The following is a 13,575-nucleotide window of genomic DNA, read 5'->3' as shown; positions in this document are numbered from 1 at the left end:
TCAGGATTGTGAACGGGGCTTACCGTAGCGTCGCTGTCCTGGGGGCGGGGGCCTGGGGCACTGCCTTGGCGCAAGTGGCCGCCGCCGCCGGCCGAGACGTCACGTTGTGGGCCCGCGAGCCGGAAGTGGTCGAGGGCGTGAACAGCGCCCACGAAAACCCGCTTTTCCTGCCCGGCATCGCCCTCAACGCCAAAGTAAGAGCCACCAACTCGATCGAGGAGGCGGCTAAGGCAGAGCTGATCCTCGCCGTCCCGCCCGCCCAGCACATGCGCGCCGTGCTGCGCAGCCTCCGCCCGCACTTGAGGTCAGGCGCGCCCCTGGTGCTCTGCGCCAAGGGTGTCGAGCGCGGCTCGCTGGCGCTGATGACCGACGTGCTGGCCGAGGAGATCCCCGGAGTCGTCCCTGCCGTGCTCTCCGGTCCCGGCTTCGCCAAGGATGTCGCTCGCGGGCTTCCCACGGCCACCACCATCGCTAGCCCCGATCCAGACCTCGCGCAGCGCATCGTCGCCACCATCGGCCTGCCGACATTCCGCCCGTACTTCGCCGACGACCTGATCGGCGCCGAGATTGGCGGCGCGGTGAAAAACGTCATCGCCATCGCCTGTGGCGTCGCCGAGGGCCGCAAGCTCGGAGACGGCGCGCGCGCCGCCTTGATCACGCGCGGCTTCGCCGAACTCACGCGCCTCGGCCTGGCCATGGGCGCAAAAGCGGAAACACTGTCCGGTCTCTGTGGCCTCGGCGACCTGGTGCTCACCTGCGCCTCGCTCACGTCGCGCAACACCTCGCTCGGCGCGGCGCTGGGCGAAGGGCGCAAGCTGAAAGACATCCTGGCCGAACGCCGCTCCGTCGCCGAAGGCATGGAGAGCGCGCCGGCCGTTGTCGCGCTGGCGGCGAAGTACAACGTGGAAATGCCGATCTGCGCCGCGGTCGACGCCATCGTCGGCGAACGCATCGGCATCGACGAAGCCATCACGGCGCTGCTCTCGCGCCCGTTCAAAGCGGAGAGCGCGTGACGCCGGGCCACGTCTTGGCGCGGCTCGCCGATCTCGCTGACCCATGCGCCATCGTCGTGCGCTTCGAGGACGATCCGTTCGCGTCGGTTGTCTTAACGCGGCGCGGCGACGTGATCTCCGCGTTTCGCAACAAGTGCCCACACGCCGGTTATCCGCTGCAACGCGCAGACGGCCGCATCGTCGTGCAAGAAGGCCGCTACATGGTCTGCGCCGCGCATGGCGCAAGCTTCGGGCTGGAAGATGGCGCTTGCGCCGGCGGCCCGTGCAACGGCGATGGCTTGGAGCGCATCGCCGTTGTTGTTTCGGACGGAATTGTCAGCGTGGCGTAGTTACGCCGCTTCTTCTTCCTCGTCGTCATCACCCTTCTTGCGCATGGCCATGTAGCCGGCGCCGGCGAGCACGATCACGCCGAGTGCGATCCACGGGAAGTAGCCTGAGAGACCGCCAAACGCAGTCTGGCCCGTACCACCCGTGGTCGAAGCGTTTTCCGCCAAGGCTTGCGCCTGCGCCGTCGGCACGCCAGTGACCAGGCCCGGTACCGAGTATTGCGAAACTTGATCCGACGCCGGTTGGAAGTCCTGATGCCGTTGGCCCTCGGCGAAACTCAGCATCGCTTGCATGTCGGCAGCGGCCGCCGCGATCTCCGTCATCTGATCGGCGCTGCCGATCGAGGTGAGGCCAGCGACGCCGCTCCTGCCGAGCACCTTCTGCTCGTAGCGCAAATCCTTGGCCCCCGAGCCAGGCGCGGCGATGCGCTCGGCCCAGGTCAGTGTTGGCGCGGCGGCTTCGAACGCTGGCGTCGCGGCGAAGCCCTCAAAGGTGCGGCTCTGGGTTTGGCGCGCGTCGCGCACACTGGTCTCGAAATTCGTGTCAGCGAGGCCAGACGCGGTTTCCGGTTGCACGTAACCGATCGCGTCATAGCTCACGACTGTCGCCCACGCGCCCGGCTGATTGATGTCGGTGCTCGCCGGTGCGAGCAGGCCGTAGACAATGCCGCTTGGCGCTGCGGCGTTGTTGCGCTGTAGCCAGCGCTGCGCTTCTTCGGCGGAGTAGAAGCGGTAGCCGTCCGGCACGTTGATCGAGAGTCCGGCGTCGCCCAGCGGAATGATGCCCGTACGGCCTGCCGCCGTCGAAGGCTCGGCCGTCGGTTGCAGCGGTTGCGCGCGCACCGGCGGCGCGGCCACGTCAGGGCCAGCATTGCCGGTGCCGTCCGCGAACGCCGGCGCCGCGAACAACAACGCCGCGATAGCAGCCAAAGCGTGCGTCAAATTCTTGCGCATGGAACTTCTCCCTCGCCGTTTAGCGCGTTCCCCGAGTCGAACGATTAGCGGGTTCGTTTGGCTTTGTCGCGCTGTCAGCGTGCACAGGCGGCGCGGAGTTCAGCTGCCGCCGCCGCCATGGCGTCACCGATCGCGGCGCGCCATTCGCTCATGTTTTTCGCGGCTTGCGCCGCTTGTGGATAAAGCACGGCGCGAGAGGAGGAGACGACGCCACCTTCCAAGCCCTTCGGCTTTGTAACGAAGCCCGCGACCGCATCCGCCGCGCTTGCACCCTGTGCGCCGTAGCCCGGCACCAGGAAAAGCGCATCCGGCATCACTTCACGCAGCGCACGTGCTTCTTCGGGATAGGTGGCGCCAGCGACAGCCATCAGCCCCGACCAACCGCTCACGCCCTTCAAACGCTGCGTCGCGCCCGACAGCATCTCACCAACACGCCGCCACACCGGCGCGCCCCCGACTTGCAAATCCTGCACATCGCCCGCGCCCGGATTGGACGTCCGCACCAGCACCGCAACGCCTTTGCTCGCGCGCTCTGCCACGCTGAGAAACGGCTCAAGCGTGTCCAAGCCCATATACGGATTCACCGTGACGCAATCGGCATCGAACCCAGGCTTCGGCCCAAGCGTCGCGCGTGCATAACCTTCAGCCGTCGTGCCGATATCGCCGCGTTTCGCATCAAGCAGCACGATCATGCCGGCTCCGCGCGCTTGCTCCGTCAGCAACCGCGCCGTGGCGTAACCCATTTCACCGAACTGCTCGAACAGCCCGAGCTGCGGCTTCAGCACGGCCGCGTGCTGCTGCGCGATCTCGATGATCGAAGCGCCGAACTTCAGCACCGCGCTGGTGTCTTCGCGCGCGTCGCCAAACAGCGCCGGAATGCGATCGGTGAACGGGTCGAGCCCAACGCAGAGCGGTGTGTCCTTGCGGCGCACCGCTTCGATGAGGCGGTCGGCGTACGCGCTCATCGACGCGGTCCATCCCCGGGCGCGACGCAGACAACTTGCGCCACGATGAGCTCGCGGCGGAGATCGTCGGATTCTTCACCGTAATTCTGCGGCGTCAGCCGCGGCGAGGGACGGCCTTCGGCCTCCACTTGCTCGACGCGAAGGAGACGCAGGATCGAGGACGGAGCCGCGGTGTAGATGCGGCCGCGCCGCGCCGATTCCGCGACGGTGACGCCAATCACTTGACCGCTGGCCGAGATCGCCGGCCCGCCACTAATGCCGGCGAGCGAGCCGCGCATGCCCCCGGTGCGGCCAAGCTCCGCCCACGCCAGCACCGGTTCTTCCACTTCATAGCGCCCACGCGCGACCAAAGTTTCGCGCCCAATCAAGCGCGAATACGCTTCGCCGGGACGCCCCTGCGGGAAGCCGACGTGATAGGCGCGCTGGCCGACTTGAAACCGCCGCTCGGACGTATCGAGCGCCAGGGCCGCCGGCGCGCCATCGGTTTTCAGCAGCGCGAGATCGGCGAACAGAGCGACTTTCACTTCCGTCACCGGCGTCGCCGAGCCCTGGCCGACAATGATGCCGACGCGTTCGCAGGCGTCCACGACGTGGCGCGCTGTAACCCACCAGCCGTCCTCGGAAATCGCAAACGCGCTGCCGAGCCCCGACGCGACCGGGCCGACTTCCACCAGCACTTCGGGATCGTAGATCGACGGCGGCGGCAAGAAGGCGCCGATCTCGGGCTGATCCGGTAGCGCTTCCGGCGCATCGGCGCGCTGGTCGATGCGGAACAGCACGAACACCACCGTGACGATCACGATGATGTACAGCAGCCAGTCAGGAATGAGACGGATCAAACTATCCGCCCCGATAGATGGCGACGTTCGGATCGGCGAGCGCACCCGAGATGATCAGCGCCACGCCGATCTTCACGCTCATCAGAAATACGGCGGCGGCGACGTCGCCTTCGGCGATGCGCCGGGGTAGTCCGCGCAGGAACATGTCGGTGAACCGAAATGCGATCAACTGCAGCAACAGCGTGATGATACCCCAGATCAGGAGGTCGAACAGGCTGAAGGCGTAGGCCAGGCACGACCCCAGCGGAATGGCGAGGCCGATGACGACGCCGGCGAAGGCAAGTGCGGCGGAGGGGTTGCCGGCGCGGATCAGCGCCAGTTCTTTGTGTGGCGTCATGATCACGTAGATTATGATCGACACGATGAAGAGACCGAGCGCCGCGCCCAGCTGAATGATGAAATCGGGAAATCCCGCAACGAAAGCGTTCAAAGGCGCGGTGAAATCCATGAGCGGGGTCCCTCAACAGCCGCAGCTGGCTTATATGGCCTGCGCTAGCGGTTCCGGCGCGGGGACGCAAGGCGAGCAGGCGAGGGTAAGCAGATGAGCGAACGTAAAGCGGCTTTGGTGACGGGCTCCACCAGCGGCATTGGGCTGGCGGTAGCAACGGCGTTCGCCAAGGCAGGCATGGACGTGACGCTCAACGGCCTAGGCGACGCGGGCGAGATCGAGAGCATTCGCAGCGTCCTGGAGCGCGAGGCCGGTGTCACAGTGCGCTACGACGGCGCCAATCTGATGCAAGCCGAGGCGTGTACAGGGATGGTCGAGAGCGCCATCGGCGCGTTCGGGCGGCTGGACGTGCTTGTGAACAACGCCGGCATCCAGTTCGTGTCGCCGATCGAGGATTTCCCGGTCGAGAAATGGAACGCGATCATCGCGCTCAATCTGTCGGCATCGTTTCACACCATTCGCGCCGCGATGCGCGGCATGAAGGAGCGCCGCTATGGCCGCATCATCAACATCGCCTCGGCGCATGCGCATGTCGCGTCGCCGTTCAAGTCCGCCTACGTGGCTGCCAAGCACGGCGTGCTGGGCCTGACCAAGACGGTGGCGCTCGAGGGCGCCATGTTCAATGTCCGCTGCAACGCGATTTCACCGGGTTACGTGTTCACGACTTTGGTGGAGGGGCAGATTCCCGACACCATGAAGGCGCGTGGGTTGACGCGGGACCAGGTGATCAACGACGTCCTGTTGGCGGCCCAGCCGACCAAGGAGTTCGTCAAAGTCGAGCAAATCGCGGGCGTGGCGCTCTTTCTCACCTCGCCGGCAGCCGATGAGATCAATGGCGCTGCGCTCAATGTCGACGGCGGCTGGACGGCGGCGTAGTCGCTAACGATTCCTTAGCGGCGAAGCAGCGAGGTTGCGCGCATGCGTTTCGCGCGTTCCTTTGCATTTGCCGTCGTCCTCGCGGCGCTTGCCGGACCAGCCATGGCCTCCGGCGGCGGCAACGCTGCGCCGGAGCAGGCGCCGGCGAGCCGCCAGGAGCGTCTGACCAGCGCGGAATCGTTTGTGCCGCTGCCCACGCTCTCGGCCGGCGTGCTGCAGCGGAGTTCGACGCTCGGCACGATTGTGGTCGATATGGGCATCGATGTGCCGGACGAAGCGCTGCGCCGTCGCGCCCAGCTCAACGCGCCGCGTCTGCGCGATGCGTTGCGCACCGCGCTGGCGACCTATGCCTCCACCTATTATCGCGACCGCACCGCGCCCGACCCAACGGTGCTAACGCGCATTATGCAACAGCAGATAGATCGCGTCCTCGGCGCCCAAGGCGCGCGCGTGCTGCTTGTGAACATCATCTACCAACGCCGCCAGGGCTGACGCTTACGAACCCCGGCACGCGATCGGCTGAATAATCCCAGTAACGCTGCCACGGATAGGCGCGCGGTAGATCGGCGTCGGCTCGTCGCGCGCGATCACGACTTCGGCTTCGCCCATGATCTGGCGTTCAACCACGATGAAGTGTCCGAAATTCTCCAACGGCGCGCCGTTGGCGTCGGTCTCGCGGCATTGGAAGCGATAGTGCAGGCGCTCGTTGGTGAACCGGATCAGCGTTTCCGTGGTCGCGGACTCCATTTCGAACAATTGCGGCTGCGCGTGGCGGACCTGAATCCAGATGTCCGCGGTGCCGTCGGCGGTGTTGCGGGTGATGGTGCGCTGATTGAAATGCACTTCGCCGATGCATTCGCGCTCCTCCGCCGGCGTTTCACCGCGGCAATCGCGCTGACGGGCGACGAGCAGCCAATCCGGCAAGCTCTGGGCCGAACCGAGCGTGACGGAGCCATCGGATGGCGCGGCGGGCGCGCCGTCTTGTTGCGGCTGGCCGCAGGCGGTGAGGGTGAGCGCGGCGATGGCGCAAGCGAGCGTGCGTAAGGTCATGGCCTCTGATCTTGTTCGGGATTGCGGCAAGGACAAGTCACATCGCCGAAATGCCGCCGTCCACTTTGATTTCCGCGCCGGTGATGAAGCTGCTTTCGTCTGAAATGAGAAAGACAGCCGTCGCGCCGATCTCCTCCGGCTTGCCGATCCGGCCCATCGGCACCTGGCGGCCAAGCTTTGCCTCGGCCTCTTCCTTGCCGAACATGCCGCGGATCGGATCGAGAATGGGCGTGTCGATGAAGGTCGGGTGCACCGAGTTGGAGCGCACGTTGAGGCCCTTCTTGGCGCAATAGAGCGCGATGTTCTTCGACAGCATCCACACCGCGGCCTTGCTGGCGTTGTAGCCGGGGGAGGTGTGGTTCGCGATCAGCCCCGCGATCGAGCTGATGTTCACGATCGAGCCCGGCTGGTTCTTGGCCAGGTACTTGATGCCGTGCTTGGCGCCGAGGAATACAGAGTCCACGTTCACGCTCATCAGCCGCCGGAAGCCCTCGAGCGACAATTCTTCAATCCCGCCTTCGCGCGATGAGATACCCGCATTGTTGATGAGCCCAGAGATGCCGCCCATCGCGCCGTTGGCGCCTTCGAGCGCTGCGATCCATTGGCCTTCGTCGGTGACGTCAAGTTCGTAGGCGGTCGCTGTCTCAGCGCCGAACGTCTTGTTGAGGTCATCGGCAGTTTTCTCCGCGCCGACGAAGTTGATGTCAGCCAACGCAACCTTGGCGCCTTCCGCCGCGAGAGCGCTCGCCATCGCCGCGCCCAGGCCTTGCGCGCCACCGGTGATGAAGACCTTCTTGCCCTGAACGCGGCCCGCCATGTCGTCCTCCACTTTTGTCGCGCGACTTTCTGCCCCGGCGCGGCAAATCGCAAGTAGCGACGCGATGCGGCGCGCTCTAAGTTGGCGCTGCGCTTCTTCGGAGGGGCTTCCGCATGGAATGGGACGCATTGCTGCTGTCGCGTTTGCAATTCGCATTCACGATCGGCTGGCACATCATCTTCCCGTCGTTCACGATCGGGTTGGCGTCGTTTCTCGCCGTGCTCGAAGGGCTTTGGCTCTTCACCAAAAAGCCGATCTACAAAAATCTCTACCTGTTCTGGGTCAAGATATTCGCGATCTCGTTCGGCATGGGCGTCGTTTCCGGCGTCGTCATGTCCTACCAGTTCGGCACTAATTGGAGCGTCTTCTCCGAGCACGTCGGCAGCGTCATCGGGCCGCTGTTGGCCTACGAAGTGCTGACCGCGTTTTTCCTCGAAGCCTCGTTCCTCGGCATCATGCTGTTCGGCTGGAAGCGGGTAGGGCCGGGCTTGCACTTCTTCTCCACCTGCATGGTCGCCATCGGCACTTTGATCTCCGCCTTCTGGATTCTTGCCGCCAACAGCTGGATGCAAACGCCGCAAGGCTTCGCCTTCGCCGAAGACGGCACGATGGTGGCGACAAATTTTGCCGAAGTAATCTTCAATCCGTCGATGCCGTCGCGCCTCGCTCACATGGTGCTGGCGGCGTTTTTGACGACAGCGATGGTGGTGGCGGGCGCGTCGGCCTTCGCATTGCTCAGCAAGAAAGCGTTGGCCGAGAGCCGCGTCGCATTGCGGATGGCGGTGCTGATGATGGCGCTGGTGACGCCGGTGCAGATCATGGTCGGTCACGAAAGCGGCGTCGTCGCCGGTGAGCATCAGCCGGCGAAAGTTGCAGCGCTCGAGGGTTGGTGGACGACGCGGACGCAGCAGCCAACCGTGTTGATCGGCTGGCCGGACGAGGAGGCGGAGCGCAATCATTTTGAACTTTCCATGCCTGGCCTCGGTTCTGCGGTGAACAACGCTGGACCCGACGACGTCCTACCCGGCCTCGACTCGTTCGCGCCCGAAGACCGCCCGCCGGTTTGGATCGTGTTCTGGGCCTTCCGCGTCATGGTGGCGATGGGCGTGGCGATGCTGGCGCTTGGCGTGTGGGGCGCCGGCGCGTGGGCGCTGAAGCGGCTCGATACGTCGCGCTGGTATCACCGCGCGTTGGTGCTCGCGGCGCCGAGCGGATTCGTTGCGGTGCTGGCGGGCTGGATCACCGCTGAGGTCGGGCGCCAGCCGTTCGTTGTGTACGGCGTGATGCGCACCGCGGACGCTGTATCGCCGGTGAGCGCTGCTTCGGTGGCGACATCGTTGCTCTTCTTCATCGTGACATACGCGATCGTGTTCAGCGCCGGCGCGCTCTACATTTTGCGGCTGATGGGCAAAGGCCCCGACACCGACGAAGCGCCGCCGACATCCGATCAACCGCCAGGCTCGCCGATCGCCGCCGGCGTGAAGGAGGCTTAGATGGTCTTCGGCGCCGAGCTTTCGATGATCTGGGCGGTGCTGATCGCCGTCGCGGTGTTTCTCTATGTGGCGCTCGATGGCTTCGATCTCGGCGTCGGCATCCTCTTTCCGTTCGCAAAGGATACGCGCGAGCGCGATCAGATGCAGTCCGCCATCGCGCCGGTGTGGGACGGCAACGAAACTTGGCTCGTGCTCGGCGGCGGCGGTTTGTTCGCGGCGTTTCCGAAAGCCTACGCGGCTTTGATGCCGGCTTTGTACTTGCCGATCTACCTCATGCTGCTCGCGCTGATCTTTCGCGGTGTCGCCTTTGAGTTTCGCCATCACGGGCGCGGGGCAGGGAAGAAGTGGTGGACGTTCGCGTTCTCCGCCGGCTCGATCGTCGCCGCTGTGGCGCAGGGGCTGGTGCTAGGCGGTTTCATTCAAGGCGTGTCCATCGGCGCCGACGGTCAGTTCGCAGGCGGCGCGCTGGATTGGCTGACTCCGTTCTCGTTGCTGGTCGCAGCATCGCTCGTCGCTGGATACGCGCTGCTTGGCGCCTGCTGGATGGTGTTCAAGACGCGCGGCGAACTCTACGAGCGCGCGCGCAATTGGGTGAAGCAACTCGCGGTGCTGACGGCGCTGGCGATGGGCGCGGTGAGCTTAGCCACGCTCGGCGTCGATCCGCGCGTGACGGCGCGCTGGGGTCTGACGATGACAAGCGTCGATTGGCCGGTGTTTGCGAAGCTTGCGCCATTGCCCCTGATCGCCGGCGCGGTGTGCTTCGCGTTGTGGCGCCGTTGGAAAGGCGAGCCGCTGATTGCGCCGTATCTGTTGGCGGTGGGTTTATTTGCGGTCGGCTACATCGGACTCGCGGTGTCGCTCTTCCCCTACATCGTGCCTTTCGCGATGACGCCGGCCGATGCTGCCGCCGCCGACAACGCGCTAGAGTTCATGTTGTGGGGCGCAGCGCCAATGCTGCCGCTGATCCTCGCGTATACCGCTTATGTGTATTGGACCTTCCGCGCCAAGGTGGACGACGATGCCGCCTATCATTGAAGGCCCGCCCGAACCCGGCGAAGCCCCGCGTCCGCTGGGCAAACGCTTGCTGTGGTTCGTAGCGCTGTGGTGCGGGAGTTTGGCGGCGGTGGCAGCGGTGGCATACGCGCTGCGGGCGCTGATCCTCTAATTTCCCTCGCCCCGCAAAGCGGGGGAGGGATCAAGGGAGGGGGACGCTATCCATTCTCCGAAGCAAGACCGGCACAAACTTCGTTTCCAAAACCAGCGCGCCAACCCTCGCGACCCACGCAAGCACATGCTCCACGCCGTCGCGCACAACATGCTCCCTCACGCGGATAACCAAGTAACCGAGCTCTTCAAGCTTCGCTGTTCGAGCTGCGTCGAACGTTTTCTGCTCTTCGTCGTCATGCGCGGCGCCATCGACTTCCACGATCAGCGCGGGCTTGTGGCAAAGAAAATCCACAACATATCCACCCAGCGGCGCCTGTCTGCGAAAGCCCCAACCGTTGAGCTGATTGCGGCGCAAGCGCTCCCACAAAACCGTCTCTGCGACGCTTTGCGTTTGGCGCAGGCCTTGCGCGGTTCACCTCTGGAGGATGTTTCACTGTCCCCCTCCCGTCGCTTCGCGACACCCTCCCCCGCTGCGCGGGGCGAGGGACTAGCCCGCCACCTGATCCATAAAGTGCGCCAGCGCCACGTCCTTATCCGTCACGCCGCCGCTGTCGTGCGTTGAGAGCGTAACGTCGACGCGATTGTAAACGTTGAACCACTCCGGATGGTGATCCTGCTTCTCCGCGTAGAGCGCGACGCGCGCCATGAAGCCGAAGGCGGCGTTGAAATCCTTGAAGCGGAATTCCTTGGTGATGGCGTCGCGGCCTTCGACGGCGCGCCAGCTGTCAAGCCGGGCGAGGGCGACGTCGGCGCCGATCTTGGATGCAGGCATGGGCGGCTCCTTCAGCTCAGATATGGAGCGCCGGCGTCTCGCCGGCCAGCGCAGAAATGCGGGGATAGATGCCCCCTCTATCCAACACTTCCGCACGAAGAAGGTTGGAGCGCGGGCCTCCGGCCCGCATCTTTTACGCCTTTACTTTCAGGCTTAAGCGCCCAATGCGCGCCGGAGGCGCGCGCTCCAACCTGAAAATATTTGCGCCAATCTATCCGACCGAATTGACTCCGCGCCTACAGTGCGTCCGTCCGCACACGGGAGATTTCTGAGACGTCCGAAACTTTGGAATGTGTGGACACGGTCGGAGTGGTTCTGTTTGCGGGGAGTGAAACCGCAAAGCCCAGCGCAACGGAAGCGCCGCACTCAGCACCGGCGAATTGGGAATGGAGCTAAGCCCTAAGGGGAGATCCTTCGAAGGGTAGCCCCGGAAGCGCACCGTGCGGAGGCGAGCTGGCCATCGTCAGCGTTCTACAACTCCTCGTCCCAGGCCGGGAAAAAACGACCGGCAACCGGGGTGCGCGAAGTGCGCGGCATGGATCGGAGACGATCGATGCACCCTACAGAGACTACTCAGCGCGGATCGCGCGCCCCGGACTCCCATCTTCGTGGACCTCAAGTCCGCACGACGCGAACCCATGCCCGCAAACAAAAACGCCGCCGTCTTGCGACAGCGGCGTTGATGCAGATTTGTGCGCGAAAACTTACCGGTTGGTATCGTCGCGCTGTTGGCCGGTGGCGCCCAGATCGGGTTGCGGTTCGTGGCCGGTCACGGTGATGCCGCGGCCGAGCTTCGAGTTCCACATGCCGTAGATGAAATAGACCACGACGCCGCCGGCCAAATACCAGCCGAAGAATTGGCGCATGTGCTCGTTGGACATCAGCGACATAAACAGGATGAAGCACATGATGGCGCCCATCGCCGCGATCGTGATCGCGAGCCAGCCGGGCATGCTGAACGGGCGGTTCAAGTTGGGCCGCGCAAAGCGCAGATAAATCACCGTGATGCAGATCAAGCCGAAGGCGACGAGCGTGCCGACATTGGTAATGTCGCCCAGGAAGTCGAGACCCTTGAAGCCCGCGAAGCCCGCAGCGACCGCGCCGACCAGTATCGTGTTGAGCACCGGCGTCTTCGTCTTCTTGTTTACACGGGCGAAGATCGACGGCAGCAGGCCGTCACGCGACATCGTATAGAAGATGCGCGTCTGGCCGTAGAGCAGCACCAGCATCACCGAAGTCAGGCCTGCTACCGCGCCGAGCTTCACCAGCAAGGCAAACCACGGCAGACCGATGGCGTTGACTGCGGTGGCGATGGGTGCGGGGGTGTTGAGTTCAGTGTAGGGCACGATGCCAACCAGCACCGCGCAGGTGGCGATGTAGAGGACCGTGCAGATGGCCAGCGAGCCGAGAATGCCGATCGGCATATCGCGCGCCGGGTTCTTCGATTCAGCGCCCGCGGTGGAGACCGCTTCGAAGCCGATATAGGCGAAGAAGATGACCGCCGCGCCTTGGATCAGGCCGCCGATGCCGTACTTGCCGTTGTTTTGACCACTGATGACGTCACCGAGCGCGCCGGTGATTTGAGCCCACAGCGACATGCCTTCGGGAAGCGCCGGCTCGCGTGGCGGCACCAGCGGGTCCCAGAGTTCAGGCTTCACATAGGCCGAGCCGATCACGATGAACGCCACAACGACCGTGACTTTGATCGCCACGACGATGTTGTTGACCGTCGCCGATTCCGAAATGCCGATCGAGAGTAGACACGTGACGCCGATGATGCCGATGAGCGCTGGCAGATTGACGATGCCGGCGACTTCGGCGCCCGTAACCGCATCGGTCGCCATCACGCCAGGCGCGGCCGTCAGTGCGGGTGGTATGTGTATCCCGAAATCTTGCAGCAGGCTGACCACATAACCCGACCAGCCGACCGCGACGGTCGAAGCGGCGACGCCGTATTCGAGCAACAGCAGTAGACCCATGATCCACGCGACGAACTCGCCCATGGAGGCGTAGGAGTAAGAATAGGCGGAACCGGAGACCGGGATCGCCGCGGCCAGTTCGGAATAGGCGAGCGCAACGAAGGCGCAGAGGAAGCCGGTGATCACGAACGAGATCATGATGCCGGGGCCGGCGAAATTGGCGGCGGCGCGGCCGGTCAGCACGAAGATGCCGGTGCCGATGATGCAGCCGATGCCGAGCAGAACGAGGTTGAGCGCGCCGAGCGACTTCTTCAGTTCGCCGCCCGCGTGCTCGGCGTGCATCTGTTCGACGCTCTTGCGCATGAACAGGCGCCCGAGCGGAGGCGTAACTTTGCCGCCGCCAGTATTCGATGTGTTTGCCACGTTCGATCCCCTCCCTGGGTTCGTATGTGGGGCCGGAAGCTAACGAGGGTGTTAGGGGCGCACAAGCGCCGAGGGTCGCAATTAACCGGGTCCACGCCGCCTGAACGCAGCTTTGTTTCAGCAATGCGCGCTAAAGGGGCGCCGGCTTGCGCGTTTCGCAGGCGCAGCAGGACGACCTAGCGGCGCGTACGCGTCGCAGTCGGTGACACCGCGATATCAGAAAGCGGATTGAAGCCGTTGCCGCGCGTGTAGGGGCCGGGTGGTATGGCGAACCAGCATTCGGTGCGCGCGACGGTGCAGCGATAGAGTTTACCGTCGTCGCGGCAAATGATGCCGGTGATGCCGTAAAGCTCGCCATACCAGCACTCGGCGTCCTCCGAGAGCGCGATGGGCGGGATGGTGCGAGCTTGTGCGGGAGCAGCGTGCGCGCTGAGACAGAGGACGAACCCGACGCAGACGGCTGTAGATGTGAAGCGAAGCATGACGACCTCCATTGGGCCGCTTGCAACTTAG

The 13,575-nt window shown here is 64.5% G+C and carries 17 protein-coding genes; 7 read left to right on the top strand and 10 right to left on the bottom strand.

Going from position 1 to position 13,575, the window contains the following annotated elements; genetic code table 11:
* The first annotated feature begins 5 nt into the window (after positions 1-5).
* Together DSM104635_RS18375 and DSM104635_RS18370 are read left to right on the top strand one after the other, a co-directional pair.
* Complete coding sequence (locus tag DSM104635_RS18375) at positions 6-1,013, top strand: NAD(P)H-dependent glycerol-3-phosphate dehydrogenase (protein ID WP_407703519.1); 1,008 nt, start codon at positions 6-8, stop codon at positions 1,011-1,013.
* Complete coding sequence (locus DSM104635_RS18370) at positions 1,010-1,342, top strand: Rieske (2Fe-2S) protein (RefSeq protein ID WP_158767617.1); 333 nt, start codon at positions 1,010-1,012, stop codon at positions 1,340-1,342. Before DSM104635_RS18375 ends, DSM104635_RS18370 begins: the two co-directional genes overlap by 4 nt.
* On the opposite strand, the gene DSM104635_RS18365 is transcribed toward DSM104635_RS18370, so the two are convergent.
* The 4 genes from DSM104635_RS18365 to DSM104635_RS18350 form a co-directional block, all read right to left on the bottom strand.
* Positions 1,343-2,293 (bottom strand): DUF2167 domain-containing protein, encoded by a 951-nt coding sequence (locus DSM104635_RS18365; RefSeq protein WP_158767616.1) that lies wholly within the window; start codon positions 2,291-2,293, stop codon positions 1,343-1,345.
* Between the two features lie 74 nt (positions 2,294-2,367).
* Entirely contained in the window at positions 2,368-3,258 is an 891-nt protein-coding gene (gene pyrF, locus DSM104635_RS18360; RefSeq protein ID WP_158767615.1) for an orotidine-5'-phosphate decarboxylase, read from the bottom strand.
* Positions 3,255-4,097, bottom strand: coding sequence for a S1 family peptidase (locus DSM104635_RS18355; protein ID WP_158767614.1), 843 nt, complete (start codon positions 4,095-4,097; stop codon positions 3,255-3,257). Before DSM104635_RS18355 ends, pyrF begins: the two co-directional genes overlap by 4 nt.
* 1 nt (position 4,098) lies before the next feature.
* The gene (locus tag DSM104635_RS18350) at positions 4,099-4,545 is read right to left on the bottom strand and encodes a DUF350 domain-containing protein (protein ID WP_158767613.1); all 447 of its coding nucleotides are present in this window, start codon (positions 4,543-4,545) and stop codon (positions 4,099-4,101) included.
* 93 nt (positions 4,546-4,638) lie between these two features.
* Here DSM104635_RS18350 and DSM104635_RS18345 point away from each other — a divergent pair, with 93 nt between their 5' ends.
* Together DSM104635_RS18345 and DSM104635_RS18340 are read left to right on the top strand one after the other, a co-directional pair.
* On the top strand, positions 4,639-5,421 hold the full coding sequence (locus DSM104635_RS18345) for a 3-hydroxybutyrate dehydrogenase (protein ID WP_158767612.1): 783 nt from the start codon (positions 4,639-4,641) through the stop codon (positions 5,419-5,421).
* 42 nt (positions 5,422-5,463) lie between these two features.
* Complete coding sequence (locus DSM104635_RS18340) at positions 5,464-5,913, top strand: hypothetical protein (RefSeq protein WP_158767611.1); 450 nt, start codon at positions 5,464-5,466, stop codon at positions 5,911-5,913.
* A gap of 3 nt (positions 5,914-5,916) precedes the next feature.
* Here DSM104635_RS18340 and DSM104635_RS18335 read toward each other — a convergent pair whose 3' ends face one another.
* Entirely contained in the window at positions 5,917-6,471 is a 555-nt protein-coding gene (locus tag DSM104635_RS18335) for a hypothetical protein (protein WP_158767610.1), read from the bottom strand.
* 37 nt (positions 6,472-6,508) lie between these two features.
* Positions 6,509-7,288 carry an SDR family oxidoreductase gene (locus DSM104635_RS18330; protein WP_158767609.1) on the bottom strand — a complete coding sequence of 260 codons (780 nt, stop codon included), beginning with the start codon at positions 7,286-7,288 and terminating at the stop codon, positions 6,509-6,511.
* Positions 7,289-7,401: 113 nt separating this feature from the next.
* Between DSM104635_RS18330 and DSM104635_RS18325 the strand changes: the two genes are divergently transcribed.
* Genes DSM104635_RS18325 through DSM104635_RS18315 form a run of 3 tightly spaced genes read left to right on the top strand, consistent with a single transcriptional unit; the run spans position 7,402 to position 9,946 of the window.
* On the top strand, positions 7,402-8,781 hold the full coding sequence (locus DSM104635_RS18325; protein WP_158767608.1) for a cytochrome ubiquinol oxidase subunit I: 1,380 nt from the start codon (positions 7,402-7,404) through the stop codon (positions 8,779-8,781).
* The gene (gene cydB / locus DSM104635_RS18320; protein WP_158767607.1) at positions 8,782-9,816 is read left to right on the top strand and encodes a cytochrome d ubiquinol oxidase subunit II; all 1,035 of its coding nucleotides are present in this window, start codon (positions 8,782-8,784) and stop codon (positions 9,814-9,816) included. It begins immediately after the preceding gene.
* The gene (locus DSM104635_RS18315) at positions 9,800-9,946 is read left to right on the top strand and encodes a DUF2474 family protein (RefSeq protein ID WP_158767606.1); all 147 of its coding nucleotides are present in this window, start codon (positions 9,800-9,802) and stop codon (positions 9,944-9,946) included. The genes cydB and DSM104635_RS18315 overlap by 17 nt, the downstream gene beginning before the upstream one ends.
* A 30-nt stretch (positions 9,947-9,976) precedes the next feature.
* Here the strand turns inward: DSM104635_RS18315 and DSM104635_RS18310 are convergent, their stop codons facing one another.
* From DSM104635_RS18310 to DSM104635_RS18295, 4 genes are all read right to left on the bottom strand, one after another.
* Positions 9,977-10,348: an endonuclease domain-containing protein gene (locus DSM104635_RS18310; protein WP_158768148.1), complete on the bottom strand. Its 372-nt coding sequence runs from the start codon at positions 10,346-10,348 to the stop codon at positions 9,977-9,979.
* Positions 10,349-10,435: 87 nt separating this feature from the next.
* A complete protein-coding gene (locus DSM104635_RS18305) occupies positions 10,436-10,720 on the bottom strand; it encodes a 4a-hydroxytetrahydrobiopterin dehydratase (protein ID WP_158767605.1) in 285 nt (94 codons plus the stop codon).
* Between the two features lie 704 nt (positions 10,721-11,424).
* Entirely contained in the window at positions 11,425-13,062 is a 1,638-nt protein-coding gene (locus tag DSM104635_RS18300; RefSeq protein WP_228445755.1) for an APC family permease, read from the bottom strand.
* A gap of 176 nt (positions 13,063-13,238) precedes the next feature.
* Positions 13,239-13,544 (bottom strand): hypothetical protein, encoded by a 306-nt coding sequence (locus DSM104635_RS18295; RefSeq protein ID WP_158767604.1) that lies wholly within the window; start codon positions 13,542-13,544, stop codon positions 13,239-13,241.
* Positions 13,545-13,575 lie beyond the last annotated feature (31 nt).

Source organism: Terricaulis silvestris (genome assembly GCF_009792355.1).
GTDB lineage: Bacteria > Pseudomonadota > Alphaproteobacteria > Caulobacterales > Aquidulcibacteraceae > Vitreimonas > Vitreimonas silvestris.
The sequence above is the reverse complement of the archived record's forward strand: the minus strand, read 5'-3'. Positions and strand labels throughout refer to the sequence as shown.

Excerpts from the sequence above, each read along its gene's own strand:
- DSM104635_RS18365 (WP_158767616.1), bottom strand. The coding sequence starts at position 2,293 with ATGCGCAAGAATTTGACGCACGCTTTGGCTGCTATCGCGGCGTTGTTG.
- pyrF (WP_158767615.1), bottom strand. The coding sequence starts at position 3,258 with ATGAGCGCGTACGCCGACCGCCTCATCGAAGCGGTGCGCCGCAAGGAC.
- DSM104635_RS18350 (WP_158767613.1), bottom strand. The coding sequence starts at position 4,545 with ATGGATTTCACCGCGCCTTTGAACGCTTTCGTTGCGGGATTTCCCGAT.
- DSM104635_RS18345 (WP_158767612.1), top strand. The coding sequence starts at position 4,639 with ATGAGCGAACGTAAAGCGGCTTTGGTGACGGGCTCCACCAGCGGCATT.
- DSM104635_RS18340 (WP_158767611.1), top strand. The coding sequence starts at position 5,464 with ATGCGTTTCGCGCGTTCCTTTGCATTTGCCGTCGTCCTCGCGGCGCTT.
- DSM104635_RS18335 (WP_158767610.1), bottom strand. The coding sequence starts at position 6,471 with ATGACCTTACGCACGCTCGCTTGCGCCATCGCCGCGCTCACCCTCACC.
- DSM104635_RS18330 (WP_158767609.1), bottom strand. The coding sequence starts at position 7,288 with ATGGCGGGCCGCGTTCAGGGCAAGAAGGTCTTCATCACCGGTGGCGCG.
- DSM104635_RS18325 (WP_158767608.1), top strand. The coding sequence starts at position 7,402 with ATGGAATGGGACGCATTGCTGCTGTCGCGTTTGCAATTCGCATTCACG.
- cydB (WP_158767607.1), top strand. The coding sequence starts at position 8,782 with ATGGTCTTCGGCGCCGAGCTTTCGATGATCTGGGCGGTGCTGATCGCC.
- DSM104635_RS18315 (WP_158767606.1), top strand. The coding sequence starts at position 9,800 with ATGCCGCCTATCATTGAAGGCCCGCCCGAACCCGGCGAAGCCCCGCGT.
- DSM104635_RS18305 (WP_158767605.1), bottom strand. The coding sequence starts at position 10,720 with ATGCCTGCATCCAAGATCGGCGCCGACGTCGCCCTCGCCCGGCTTGAC.
- DSM104635_RS18295 (WP_158767604.1), bottom strand. The coding sequence starts at position 13,544 with ATGCTTCGCTTCACATCTACAGCCGTCTGCGTCGGGTTCGTCCTCTGT.